At 72.9% G+C, this 12371-nt stretch carries 14 protein-coding genes; 7 read left to right on the top strand and 7 right to left on the bottom strand.

Going from position 1 to position 12371, the window contains the following annotated elements:
- Positions 1 to 2 precede the first annotated feature (2 nt).
- Positions 3 to 923 (top strand): sirohydrochlorin chelatase, encoded by a 921-nt coding sequence (locus tag ACIBU0_RS40840; RefSeq protein ID WP_398829034.1) that lies wholly within the window; start codon positions 3 to 5, stop codon positions 921 to 923.
- 77 nt (positions 924 to 1000) lie between these two features.
- Here the strand turns inward: ACIBU0_RS40840 and ACIBU0_RS40835 are convergent, their stop codons facing one another.
- Both ACIBU0_RS40835 and ACIBU0_RS40830 read right to left on the bottom strand, forming a co-directional pair.
- A complete protein-coding gene (locus ACIBU0_RS40835) occupies positions 1001 to 2053 on the bottom strand; it encodes a lactonase family protein (RefSeq protein WP_398829032.1) in 1053 nt (350 codons plus the stop codon).
- A 269-nt stretch (positions 2054 to 2322) separates the two neighbouring features.
- The gene (locus tag ACIBU0_RS40830) at positions 2323 to 3819 is read right to left on the bottom strand and encodes an FUSC family protein (RefSeq protein ID WP_398829029.1); all 1497 of its coding nucleotides are present in this window, start codon (positions 3817 to 3819) and stop codon (positions 2323 to 2325) included.
- A gap of 193 nt (positions 3820 to 4012) precedes the next feature.
- Here ACIBU0_RS40830 and ACIBU0_RS40825 point away from each other — a divergent pair, with 193 nt between their 5' ends.
- From ACIBU0_RS40825 to ACIBU0_RS40810, 4 genes are all read left to right on the top strand, one after another.
- Entirely contained in the window at positions 4013 to 4492 is a 480-nt protein-coding gene (locus ACIBU0_RS40825; RefSeq protein ID WP_398829028.1) for an Lrp/AsnC family transcriptional regulator, read from the top strand.
- A 19-nt stretch (positions 4493 to 4511) separates the two neighbouring features.
- Positions 4512 to 5201, top strand: coding sequence for an HAD family hydrolase (locus ACIBU0_RS40820; protein ID WP_398829026.1), 690 nt, complete (start codon positions 4512 to 4514; stop codon positions 5199 to 5201).
- Between the two features lie 70 nt (positions 5202 to 5271).
- Entirely contained in the window at positions 5272 to 5724 is a 453-nt protein-coding gene (locus ACIBU0_RS40815; protein ID WP_398829024.1) for an SRPBCC family protein, read from the top strand.
- Between the two features lie 9 nt (positions 5725 to 5733).
- Entirely contained in the window at positions 5734 to 6063 is a 330-nt protein-coding gene (locus tag ACIBU0_RS40810) for a TfoX/Sxy family protein (protein WP_398829022.1), read from the top strand.
- A gap of 37 nt (positions 6064 to 6100) precedes the next feature.
- On the opposite strand, the gene ACIBU0_RS40805 is transcribed toward ACIBU0_RS40810, so the two are convergent.
- Positions 6101 to 6931, bottom strand: a complete 831-nt coding sequence (locus ACIBU0_RS40805) for a LysR family transcriptional regulator substrate-binding protein (protein WP_398829020.1) — start codon at positions 6929 to 6931, stop codon at positions 6101 to 6103.
- 58 nt (positions 6932 to 6989) lie between these two features.
- Here ACIBU0_RS40805 and ACIBU0_RS40800 point away from each other — a divergent pair, with 58 nt between their 5' ends.
- Together ACIBU0_RS40800 and ACIBU0_RS40795 are read left to right on the top strand one after the other, a co-directional pair.
- The gene (locus tag ACIBU0_RS40800) at positions 6990 to 7382 is read left to right on the top strand and encodes a DUF5997 family protein (protein WP_398829018.1); all 393 of its coding nucleotides are present in this window, start codon (positions 6990 to 6992) and stop codon (positions 7380 to 7382) included.
- Between the two features lie 61 nt (positions 7383 to 7443).
- A complete protein-coding gene (locus ACIBU0_RS40795; RefSeq protein ID WP_398829016.1) occupies positions 7444 to 9606 on the top strand; it encodes a hypothetical protein in 2163 nt (720 codons plus the stop codon).
- 101 nt (positions 9607 to 9707) lie between these two features.
- Here ACIBU0_RS40795 and paaE read toward each other — a convergent pair whose 3' ends face one another.
- The 4 genes from paaE to paaB form a co-directional block, all read right to left on the bottom strand.
- Complete coding sequence (paaE, locus tag ACIBU0_RS40790; RefSeq protein WP_398829014.1) at positions 9708 to 10823, bottom strand: 1,2-phenylacetyl-CoA epoxidase subunit PaaE; 1116 nt, start codon at positions 10821 to 10823, stop codon at positions 9708 to 9710.
- Positions 10824 to 11336 (bottom strand): 1,2-phenylacetyl-CoA epoxidase subunit PaaD, encoded by a 513-nt coding sequence (gene paaD / locus ACIBU0_RS40785; protein ID WP_398829012.1) that lies wholly within the window; start codon positions 11334 to 11336, stop codon positions 10824 to 10826. It abuts the gene before it with no gap.
- A 2-nt stretch (positions 11337 to 11338) separates the two neighbouring features.
- Positions 11339 to 12166 (bottom strand): 1,2-phenylacetyl-CoA epoxidase subunit PaaC, encoded by an 828-nt coding sequence (gene paaC, locus ACIBU0_RS40780; protein ID WP_398829010.1) that lies wholly within the window; start codon positions 12164 to 12166, stop codon positions 11339 to 11341.
- Between the two features lie 10 nt (positions 12167 to 12176).
- Positions 12177 to 12371, bottom strand: a 195-nt coding sequence (gene paaB / locus ACIBU0_RS40775; RefSeq protein ID WP_398829007.1) for a 1,2-phenylacetyl-CoA epoxidase subunit PaaB, incomplete at its 5' end; no start/stop codon positions are given.

Raw genomic sequence — 12371 nt, 5'->3', positions numbered from 1 at the left:
CCATGAGCTCCCCCACTGGGCCCGCGTCCGGCCTGCCAGTACGAATGCCGCGCCCCCGCCAGCCCGGGCGGCACCGTCGACCCGAACCCCTGGCGGCTCCCGAGGGCGCGCCCGCGCTCGTTCTCGCGGTGCCGGGCACGCCGAGCGCCGCCACCCGCGGCCTCGCCGACGAGGTCGTGAGCATCGCCCGCTCCGAGCTCCCCGGCCTCGACGCCCGGATCGGGTACGTCGACGGCGACGATGCGGAGTTCCCCACGCTCCAGTCGGTGCTCGTGCACACCGCTCAGGAGCGCAGCGCCCGCTATGAGCAGGCGATCGCCGCGGGTGTGGACGTCAAGGAGCCGGAGGGCCCCGTCGCCGTCGTCGTGCCGCTGCTCGCCGGCCCGGACAACGCGCTGCTGCGCGTCATCCGCCAGGCCGTGATGGACAGCCGGGTCGCGGCCGACCTCACCGACGTGCTGGGCCCGCACCCGCTGCTCGCCGAGGCGCTGCACGTGCGCCTGTCGGAGGCCGGTCTGGCCCGCGCCGACCGTGCCCGCCTGTTCACCGTGGCGACCGCCGCGGACGGCATCATCCTGGCCTCCGTCGGGGGCGAGGAGGCCGTGCAGGCGGCCGGGATCACCGGCATGCTGCTCGCCGCGCGCCTGGCCGTGCCGGTGATGGCGGCGGCCCTGGACCAGGAGGGCTCGATCGCGTCCGTCGCGGAGCAGCTGCGGTCCTCGGGCTCGCAGCAGCTGGCGCTGGCGCCGTACCTGATAGGGCCGGAGATCGACCCGAGCCTGATCGCGGAGGCCGCGCAGGAGGCGGGCTGCTCCGCCGCCGAGGCCCTCGGCCCCTACCCGGCGATCGGCAAGCTCGCCCTGTCGAAGTACACGACGGCGCTGGGCATCGCCCCGCAGCCGCAGGGCACGCCGGTCCGCTGACGCCCGAGACACGGTCGGACACGGTCGTAACGCCGAAGGGCCCGCTCCACACCGGGAGCGGGCCCTTCGGCATCCGGTCACACCCGGCCCGGATCCGGTCCGACGACCACGCAGGACGCCGCGGGCACCTCGATCGAGCCCTCGTAGCGCGGGAGCCCCAGGTCCGGGTCCACGGCGAACCAGGACACGTCTCCGGAGCGCTCGTTCGCGACGTACAGGACGCCTCCCGCCTCGGTGATCGCGCGCGGCCAGTGCCCGGCGCAGGTCACGGTCCCGATCAGGCGCAGCTCCTCGCCCTCGACGGCGAACGTGGACAGCACGTCCTCGCCGCGGGTGGCGGTCCACACGAAGCGGCCGTCCGGCGAGGCGACGATGCCCGAGGGGTAGGCGTCCCCGGCCGGGGCGCCCGGCAGCACCGGTGTCTCCGCCAGCGGCTTCAGCGTGCCGTCGTCGGCGTCCCAGTGGCAGACGGTGACGGTGGGGGTGAGTTCGTTCAGGACGTACACGTAGCTGCGGTCCGGGTGGAAGGCCAGGTGGCGGGGGCCCGAACCGGGCCGCAGGGCGATCTCCCGGTGGATGTCGGGCGTGCCGTCGGCCAGGGCGCACACCCGCACCGAGTCGGTGCCCAGGTCGACGCTGACGGCCCAGCGGCCGCTGGGGTCGGGCTGCACCTGGTGGGCGTGCGGGCCCTGCTGGCGGGGCGTGTGCGGGCCGGAGCCGGTGTGGTGGAGGACGCCGGACGGGGCGTCCGCGAGGGTGCCGTCGGCGCGGACGGGGACGGCGGTGACGCTGCCGGTGCCGTAGTTGGCGGTCAGGACGTGACCGGCGAACAGGCTGAGGTGCACGGGCCCGCTGCCGCCCACCGGCACCGGCGGTCCGAGCGGCTCTGGAGCATCTCCGGTCACGCGGTACGCGGCCACCGCGCCCTCGGCCGTCTCACTCACCGCGTAGAGCGTGTCGCCTGCGGGCGACAGGGCCAGGTACGCGGGATCGGGCAGGTCGTCCACGCGGCTCAGGACGGTCAGCGCGCCGCTGCCCGCAGCCACGGCGGCCACGGTGATGCCTTGGCCACCGGCCGCCGTGAACGACCCGATGTAGGCCCGTCCTCCCCGTCTGCCGACATCTGCCACCGTTGTCCCCTTCCGGTCGGGTGCCGTCCAGGGCGACGGTAGCAGCGGATGACTATCGGTCTAGACCAAAACTCCGTGCCCGCCGGGAGGTTGCGCACCGCATACCCCAGGTGGTTCACCCGCGGGCCGCTCCCGCACGGCTCGCGGGCTCCGTGCGTCCGACGGTCCGGAGTTACCCGACGAAAGCGCTGATCCACCCTCTGCGGGTCGACAAAGCGACTTGACCATGTCGGCGCGCTGGAACGCGCCCGGTCCCGGTCCGGGCGGAGCTACGACTGCTGTGCCACGAGCCGCGCGTCGGACGGCGCGCGCAAGGGCTGGGCCAACTCGGCCAGGGCCCGCTCCAGGCCGTGCAGATGCGCCAGCGCGGGGTGTGAAGCCGCCGGCTGCGCGGTGGGGGCGGTGACGTCCGTGCCGCCGGTGAGCGCCTCCACCGCGGCTTCGACGCGCCAGCACGCGGCGGCCAGGCGGGCGTCGTGCGAGGCCTCCGGATCGGCTGCGACGGCGACCAGGCCGCGGATCTCGCGGGCGCAGTCGTCGAGCAGGGCCAGCACCCGGCGGGCGCGCCGCTTGCGGGCCGGCACCGGGTTGAGCGGGTGCACGAGCGGGGCGACCGAGAGCCGTACCCGGGCGAGCAGCTGCTCCAGTTCGGCCACCCGCGAGGCCGGGTCGGCGCTCTCGTCACCGGCGAGGCGTGCGGCGGCCTCGGCGGTGGCCGCGTGGACGCAGCGCAGGGCCCGCTGGATCCAGGCGTCGGTGATGGTGTGGGTGGTGACGGGCAGGACGAGGAGCACGGCCAGCACCGCGCCGAGCGCCCCCACGCCGGTCTCGGCCAGCCGCAGCGCCAGCAGGGCGGGGTCGAGGACGCCCAGGAGGCCGTAGAGGAGCTCGGCGAGCACCGTGACGCAGAGCATCATCCACGTGTAGGAGACGGCGGCCGTGTAGAAGATGCCGAAGACACACACGGCGAGGAGCACGGCCGTCGGAATCGCCGCGCCCTGCAGCGGGACCGCGACGAGCAGGCCGAGACCGATGCCGATCACCGTGCCGAGGACCCGGCGGAAGCCGCGGACCAGGGTCTCGCCGCGCGAGGCGGTGTTGACGAAGATCCACCAGGTCGCTCCGACGGCCCAGTACCAGCGCTGTCCGGACACCAGCTGGCCCACGACGAGGGCGAAGCCCGCGCCGGCGGTGGCCTGGATCGCCTGGCGCGTGGTCACGCGCGCCAGGCCGCTGCCGCCCGGCGGTGCGGGGACGGGCGCGGGGGGCGTTCGGCGTTCGTAGCACCACAGCCCGAAGCGCACCACGGCCGCGGTGAGCAGCGACAGCAGGACGGCGGCGTAGAGCTCGGGCAGCTGTCGCGGGGTCGCCCGCAGGAACTGCGCCACGAAGAAGGTCATGAACGCGAACACGCCGAGGCTGTGCCCGCGCGGTCCCCAGCGGCGGGCGTAGACGCCGGCACCGACGACGGCGAGGAAGGTGAGGTCGCGGGCGACCGGGTGGTCGTGCAGCTCGGCCGCCGCCGCGAGGACGGGCAGGCCGACGACCGGCAGCAGCGCGGTGGTGACCGCCTGGCCGCGGACGCTGGCGTCGGTGACGGTGAACAGGGCGAGCAGTGCGGCGAGCCCGCCGGTGACGGCACCGACGAGGGAGTGTCCGGCCAGTGCGCAGACCACGACCGCGAGCCCGACGCCGAGGACGGCCCGCACGGCGGAGCGCAGCCGCGCCAGCCCCGGGTCCGGAGCCACGAACACCCTCTTCAGCACTACTACCGCCCCTCTCGACCGGCATGCAAAAGGCGCCGCGGGATCCGCAGCGCCATCGACCGCTCCATTGCAGCATCACCGAGGCGACTGGCTCAAGTGGCCTCCAATACGCTGGACCATTGGCACAGACATATCGGTCTCCGCTCGTCCATCAGCGAGCCAACGGACCACATACGGAGAGAGGCTGGGACCCATGGCCGTGGACGAGCTCGACACCCGCATCCTGCGCCTGCTGCTGGAGCAGCCCCGCACGAGCGTGCGCGAGTACGCCCGCATCCTCGGTGTCGCGCGCGGCACCTTGCAGGCGCGGCTCGACCGGCTGGAGCGGGACGGCGTGGTCACCGGCACCGGGCCGACCCTCTCCCCGGCCGCCCTCGGCCATCCGGTGCTGGCGTTCGTGCACATCGAGGTCACCCAGGGCCACCTGGACGACGTGGGCGACGCCCTCGCCGCCGTACCGGAGATCGTCGAGGCCTTCTCGATCACGGGCGGCGGAGATCTGCTGACCCGGGTGGTGGCCCGCGACAACGCCCATCTGGAGGACGTGATCCAGAAACTGATCAGCCTGCCCGGCGTCGTGCGCACCCGCACCGAGGTGGCCCTGCGCGAGCGCGTCCCGCACCGGCTGCTGCCGCTGGTGGAGTCGATCGGGCGGGCGGCGGCCCGGAAATGACCTTTGACATCCTGGGGCCATGAGCGGTCTCAGCGGCGTCTCGGTCATCTTCGATCTCGACGGCACACTCGTGGACAGCGAGCCCAACTACTACGAGGCATCGCGCGAGTTGCTCGCCGGTCACGGGGCGCCCGGATTCACCTGGCACGACAACGAGCAGTACGTGGGCATCGGCACGTGGGAGACGCTCGGGATGTGGCAGGAGCGGTACGGCATCACGACACCCCGCACCGAGCTGCTCGACGAGCTGAACCGCCGCTACCTGGAGCTGGCAGGCATCGCCACCCCGGTGTACCCCGAGATGCGCAAGTTCGTGGAACTGCTGGCCACCGACGGCGTCCCGATGGCCGTGGCGTCGGGCTCCTCCCCCGAGGCCATCACGACGATCCTGGCCGGCACGGGCCTGGACGCCCACCTGCGCACCGTCGTCTCGGCCGACGAGGTCGAGCACGGCAAGCCCGCCCCCGACGTCTTCCTGGAGGCGGCCCGCCGACTGGGCGCCGCTCCGGCCGACTGTGTGGTCGTGGAGGACGCCGCCCCGGGCGCCGCCGCCGCACACGCGGCCGGTATGCGGTGCATCGCGATCCCGTACGTGGCCGCCCACGCGGACGCCCCGGAGTTCGCGACGGCCGGGCTGCTCGTGCGAGGCGGGCAGCGGGAGTTCACGGCACGGTCGGCTTACGACTGGCTGTGCCGGGCGAGGCAGTGACGAGCCGGCGTCCCGCTCGAGTCAGGGATCCTGGAGTCGGCAGCGGATGCCTTCCCGAGGAGGTGCGGCCATGACGATCGACGTGGCGGCGGAGCGGGTGATCCCGCTCCCTCCCGAGCAGGTCGCGGAGTACGCCATGGACTGGCGCCACGACGCCGACTGGACCCAGGGGATCCGCACCGCGGAGCTGACCCGCGAGGGTGACGCGGGCGGCTTCGGGGTCGGCGCCGAGGTCACGCGGACCGCCCACTTCCTCGGCCGGCGCATCGACTACGTGCTGCGCGTGGCGTCGTACGACTTCCCCCGGCTGCTCGACATGGTGTCCGTGGCCGGACCGATGCCGATGCACGTCACCTACGCCTTCGACCCGCACCCGGACGGTACCCTCGCCCGTATCCGAGTCCGCGGCGGCAGCGGCGGCCTCTTCCGGCCGGCGGCACCCCTCATGGCCCGCCAGGTCCGCTCGAACATCGGCAAGGACCTGCGCGACCTGGAACGCAGGCTCACGGGACACGCTGAGTGAGGGGTGGTCATGGCGTACGACGAGGGGCTCGCCCAGCGGGTCAGGGAGTGGCTCGGCGATGCGGCGGGCGTCGCCGAGAAGCGTATGTTCGGCGGCATCGGCTTCCTGGTGCACGGGAACATGGCCGTCGGCGTGAGCGGCGACGACCTCATGGTCCGCGTCGGCCCGGACGGCACCGACGCGGCCCTGGCCAGGCCGGGCACCCGGATCTTCGACATGACCGGGCGGCCGATGCGGGGCTGGATCGTGGTCGCCGGGGACGCGCTCGTGGACGACGAGGTGCTCGGGGCGTGGATCGACGAGGGGTGCGCCTTCGCGGCGAGCCTGCCGCCCAAGTGAGCCCGGGTCCGCTACGACCGGCGAGTGCGTCCGGCCGCTACGACCGGCGGCGGGGCTTGCCGCGCCGGGGGCTCTTCGCGCCCTTCGTGCCCTTGGCGCCGCCGGAGCCGCCGCGCTGGCCGCGGCCGCCGGCTGCGGGCTGCCGCCGTGTGCCGCCCCCGGACTCGGCCCGCTTGCGCTTCGGCTGTTCCGAGGCGGCCGGGGCCTGGGACGTCGTACGGCCCCGGGTGCTGTTGACCGTGCGGCCCCGGACGACGCCGATGAAGTCCTCGACCTGGTCCGTGGTCGCGTCCTCGGGCCAGGACAGGGCGACGCTCGACTGGGGGGCGTCCACGAGAGGGCGGTAGGTGAGGTCCTTGCGGTGGTGCAGGCGCGCCAGCGACTGGGGTACGACGAGCAGGCCGACGCCGGCCGCGACGAGCTCGACGGCGTCCGCGGTGGTCGCGGGGCGCTCGAAGGCGGGCTGCCCGGGGGGACGCTCCCAGTCCAGGACGTCGTCGAGGGGGTGGAAGACGACCTCGTCGGCCAGGTCCTCGGCGGTCACCTCGTCGACGGCCGCGACGAGGTGGTCCTTGGGGACCACGACGACCGTCGTCTCGGTGTAGAGGGGGATGGCGCTGAAGACCGTACGGTCGACCGGCAGCCGTACGAAACCTGCGTCGGCGTCGCCCGCGCGGAGCACGTCCTGCGCCTCGGCGGCGGTCACCGCGTGCAGGGTGAGGGGGATGCCGGGGAAGCGCTCCTCCCAGATCCGCACCCACTTCGCGGGGGTCACCCCCGGGACGTACGCGAGCCGGAAGGACGGCGCTGCTGCCGGGGTGGAAGGGGCTGCTTCCGGGGACGACGAGGGTGCTTCCGAGCCTGTCACCTGGCCAGGTTACCGGCCGTGGTCGGCGCCGGTTCACCCAGTCGATACCCTGGAAGGCATGACGTCGCACCAGAACACCCAGACGATGAAGCCCGCCACCGCGGCGAAGAAGCTGGGTGTGTACCTCGAGGCCACCCCCGCCGAATTCCGTGAGGGTGTCGTCTCGCGCGCCGAGCTGAACGCGCTCCAGGCGGACCCGCCGCAGTGGCTGCGGGAGCTGCGGCACAACGGCCCGCACCCCCGCCAGGTCGTCGCCCAGAAGCTGGGCGTCTCCATCGCGGGCCTGGCCCGGGGCGGCGTCACGGAACCCCTCACCACGGAGCAGATCGAGGCGCTGAAGCAGGAGCAGCCGGAGTGGCTGCAGAAGGAGCGCGCCACCCAGGCCGAGGTCCGCAAGGAGACGGCCCGGATCAAGAAGCGGGACGCGGAGCGGGCGGCTCAGCAGTCCTGACCTCGGGTCCGACGCGGAAACCCGCATGCGAACACGCGTGTGGGTCTGGGACCATCCCGGAATGGTCCACCCTCTCGAACCCCTGGTCATCCGGCACGCCCATCGCCTCCCCTCCCCCACGGGACCCGCGGGGGAAGGCGCCGTCGCGGCGCGGCAGTTCGACGCCGCGTTGATGTCCGTGGGCTTCAAGCTCTCGGCGGAGCTGCTGACGCGTCTGTCGGGGCTGTCCGGGAGCACGGTCGTGGACACCGCGGTGCGCACGCTGCGCACCGTCCGCGAGATGGTCGGCGACCATGTGCAGCACAACGTGTACTTCATCGACTTCCCGGCCAACGTACCCGACACGTACGACTTCTGGATGCGCTGCATCGCCGAGGCACTCGCCGACGACGCGACGCGCGGGAGCACGCTCGAGCAGCTGAGCACGGGGGTGGTGAACCTGCTCACCCTCCCGACGTACGGCACCTACCAGCACACGTACGCCGAGATGCTCACCCACCACGACGAGCTGATCACCGCGGCGGGCGACCGGATGACGGTCCTGCACCTGGGCGGCACCCTGGACGACGAAGTCACCGCCCTGTACCTGGCGTTGGCGGGCAGCAGCACGCCGCTGGACGAGGAAGGTGTGCGCGATCTCCAGCGGCTGGCCGGTCACTGCGTGGACGGGCCGCAGCCCGAGACCATTCCCGTGCGGGAGAACCGGGCCGTGGTCAACCACGCACGGCTGATGGCGGGCGCGGGCGTGCTGCTGGACACGGTCACGGACGCGCTGCGGCTGGCCTGTGCGCTGTCCGGCGGTGACGTGAGCCTCCAGGAGCCGACACGATTCCGAACCCTCCCGCGTTCCGTGCGCCGGGCGCTGCTCGCGGGCCTCGACACGGTCGTCGCCGCGGCGCCGGTCAAGCTCGCCGACGTACACGCGCACCGCGAGATGTGGAAGCGGCTGGGCGAGCGGCTGCACCCGCACGAGTATCCGCAGTGGCCGCACGCGGCCGACGTGTTCGCCGTCGCCCGCGGTGAGAAGACCGCGCGCTCCGTCGACAGCCGGGTCGAGGAGCTGCTCGACGAGAACGACATCACCGGCGCGGTGGAGCTGCTGAAGTCAGCGCCGGGCAAGCTGTTCCGCGCCTTGGACCGGCTGCTGCGCGCCGCCCTCACCCAGGACGATCGCGATGCCGTCGTGGCCGCCGCCGAGCAGGTCGCGCCGGACGTGTCGGGCCGGGTCGTGCTGTCGATGCGTGAGCATCTGCACAACCGGGCGCAGCAGACGGGCGAGCGGCGGGTCTTCGTCAACCGCCACGGCCGTGGCTGGGTCACCGAAGACACCCGCCCGCCCGTGCTGCCGCCTGAGCGCAAGCGGCTGATCGCCGCGCTCGACACGGAGCTGCGCCGCCGTCTGCCCGCCCCGGGACGGCTGCTGATCGACCCGGAGGTCCTGGACGTGGCGCTGCCGCTCAGCGGCAAGGCGACCGCGGCCGGGCTCGGCGTGCTGCCGCGCGGCTCGGTGTCCCCGGTCGACGGGGAGCTGCTGCGTTTCTTCGTGTACTGGAAGGAGACCGGGCGAACCACCGACTACGACCTGTCGGCGCTGCTGCTGAAGGGCGACTACTCGACCGCCTCCTGGCTGTCGTACACCAATCTGCGCGGTGTCGAGGGCGAGCACTCCGGTGACGTCACCGAGGCGCCCGACGGGGCCTCGGAGTTCATCGACCTGCGCCTCGGCGCCGTGCGGAGCACCTACATCGTCCCGCAGGTCAACATCTTCGAGGGGGAGGGCTTCGAGGAGGTCGAGGAGTCGTTCTTCGGGTTCATGCTGCGCGAGGGCGAGCAGCGGGGCCGGCCGTTCGAGCCTCGCACGGTGCGCATGAAGTCGGAGCTGCGCGGTCCGGGCCGGGTGGCGCTGCCGCTGGCGTTCCTGCGCGGACCCGACGGCCGGTGGCGTGCCAAGTGGCTGCACCTGTACCTGAAGGGGACGCCGACGTCCAACCGGGTCGAGGGCAACCGGGTGTCGGTGGCGACGCTGCTGCGCGGCATCGTGGAGCGCGAGCAGCTGACGGTGCGCTACCTCACCGGCCTGATGGACGCCACGACGACCCTGTGGGACGGCGAGTCGGTTCCCGAGGGTCCCGTGACCTACATCGGAATGCGGCGTCCCGACGGACTGCACCCGGACTCACGGATCGTGACGCCCGAAAATCTGCGCGACCTGATCCCGGCGTGACTGATAGCGTCTGACGTGGCGAGGCCATGAAGGGGCTTCCTTCTCAAACCTCATTGAATTAGCCCTTTCGCTTTCCTCGCCACTCAACACTTCCCGGCGGCTCAGCTGTCGTAGTCCACCGTCAGCGTCTCGGAGACCGGGTACGACTGGCAGGTCAGCACATAGCCCGCATCCACCTCAGCCGCTTCCAGCGCGAAGTTGCGCCGCATGTCGGCCTTGCCGTCGGTGACCAGGGCCCGGCAGGTCCCGCAGACACCGCCCTTGCAGGCGAACGGCAGGTCGGGGCGGGTGCGTTGGGCGCCGTCGAGGATGGTCCGCTCGCGCGGCAGGGCGGCGGTGGTGGACCGGCCGTCGAGGGTGATGGTGACCTGGCTGACGGGCCCCTGCGGGCCGCCCTCTTCGTGGTGCACCTCCCGCACCGGCTCGTCGTCGGCGTAGAACAGCTCCTGATGGACACGTTCCGCCGGGACACCGAGGCCCTCCAGCACCCGCTGCGCGTCCCGGACCATCCCGTGCGGGCCGCACAGCCACCAGTGGTCGGCGGTCGGGACGTCGACCAGCGCGTCGATCAGCGTGGCCAGCCGGTCCGCGTCGATCCGGCCGGAGAGCACCTCCGCCTCACGGGGCTCACGGGACAGGACATGGGCGAGCTGGAACCGGGTCGGGTACAGGTCCTTCAGGTCCGCGAGCTCGTCGGCGAACATCACGGTGCCGGTGCGGCGGTTGCCGTAGAAGAGGGTGACCGTCGAGCGCGAGTCGGCGGCCAGGACGGACTCGGCGATGGACATCATGGGGGTGATGCCGGAGCCCGCCGCGATCAGCACATGATGGCCGGGCGTGGCAAGGTCGGGCGTGAAGGCGCCGGTGGGGGCCATGACCTCGACGGTGTCGCCGGGGCGTACGCCGTCGACGAGCCAGGACGAGAAGAGCCCGCCCGGCACCACCCGTACGCCGATACGGGGACTCGATCCGACCGGGGAGCAGATCGAGTACGACCGCCGCTCGTCCCGCCCGTCGATCTCGCGCCGCAGCGTCAGCGACTGACCGGGCGCGAAGGCGAACTCCTCGGCCAGCTCCTCCGGGATGTCGAAGCCGACGGCGACCGCGTCCGCGCACAGGGGCTGTACGGCGGCGACGCGCAGGGCGTGGAAGGCCGGACGGCGGCGGGTGCGCGGGCTTACCGTCGCAGCCGTCTGTGCTTCCTTCAGGCCTTCCATTCAGATCTCCTTGACGTACTCGAACGGCTCACGGCAGGCGCGGCAGCGCCACAGCGCCTTGCAGGACGTGGCGGCGAAGCGGGACGTCTCCTCGGTGTCCGCCGAGCCGCAGCGCGGGCAGGTCACCGCGTGCCGGGTGGGGGACAGCACGAGCGGGACAGGGCCGCCGCCGCGCGGGGCGGGGCCGGGCGGGGCGATGCCGTGCTCGGCGAGTCTGCGGCGGCCGGCCGGGGTGATCCAGTCGCTCGTCCACGGCGGGTCGAGCACCGTACGGATCTCCACGCGCGCGTACCCCGCCTCCCGCAGCCGCGCGGCCACGTCGGCGCGCATCTCGGCCATGGCCGGGCAGCCCGAGTAGGTCGGTGTCAGGCTCGCGACGACGGTGCCGTCCTCGGTCACCTCGACGCCCCGCAGGACACCCAGGTCGGCCAGCGTGAGCATGGGCAGCTCGGGGTCCGGCACCTGTTCGGCGAGGTGCCGGGCGCGTCGTGCGTCGAGCAGGGTGTCCGGCATGATCACCACGCGGCTTCCGGGTGGGCGCGCGCGACGCTCTGCAACTCGGCCAGCAGGGGCGCGAGATGCTCGGTGTGCTCGCCCGCACGGCCGGTGCCGGGCAGCGGCCGGTAGACGGGCATCGGCAGGCCGGCCGCCTCGGTGACCTGCTTCAGCACCGCGACGACCTCGTCCCGTACGTCGTACGCCGTGAACAACTCGCCCAGGTAGGGGGCGACTTGTTCCAGGGCCTTGCGCATCCGGCGGTGCGACTCGTCCGTGCCGTCGCCCAGGCGCACCGCCCACTCCGCCGCGTACTGCCGGTGGTAGGCCAGCTCCTTGACGCCCTTCGCGGCGATCGCCGCCAGGACGGGGTCGGGGTACGAGGTCAGCTGCTCGAAGTGCGCCAGGCGCCAGCTGGACAGCACCAGCAGCCGCACGATGGAGAACGCGAAGTCGCCGTTCGGCAGTTCGGCGAGGCGTACGTTGCGGAAGTCGCCGGCGTCGCGGAAGTAGGCGTAGGCGTCCTCGTCGCGTCCGGTGCCGTCGACCTGGCCGGCGCGGGAGTACAGCAGGCGGGCCTGGCCGAGGAGGTCGAGGCCGATGTTGGCCAGGGCCACCTCCTCCTCCAGTTCGGGGGCGCGGGTGATCCACTCGGCCAGGCGCTGCGCCGAGATCAGGGCGTCGTCGGCCAACGCCAGGCAGAGGGAGCCCAGTTCGCCGGTGTCGACGCCCTCGGGCACGGTGGTGTCGACACCGTGCAGGGGGTCCTCGAAGCCGGTGCCGTACGCCCAGCGGGTGTCGTCCTCGTGTCCCTCGGCGAGGGTCAGGTAGACGTGGTCGTCACTCATGCCCTCTCCTTCAGATGTGCGGGACGTCGTCGGGGATGTCGTAGAAGGTCGGGTGGCGGTAGACCTTGTCGGCGCTGGGCTCGAAGAACGGATCCTTCTCGTCGCGGGTTGAGGCGGCGATGTGCGCCGAGCGCACCACCCAGATCGACACGCCCTCGTTGCGCCGCGTGTACAGATCGCGGGCGTGGGTGAGCGCCATCCGGTC

Origin of the sequence: Streptomyces sp. NPDC049627 (genome assembly GCF_044465645.1) — a bacterium.
Lineage (GTDB): Bacteria > Actinomycetota > Actinomycetes > Streptomycetales > Streptomycetaceae > Streptomyces.
Note: the sequence above shows the minus strand (reverse complement) of the source record. Positions and strands in the feature narration are given on the sequence as shown.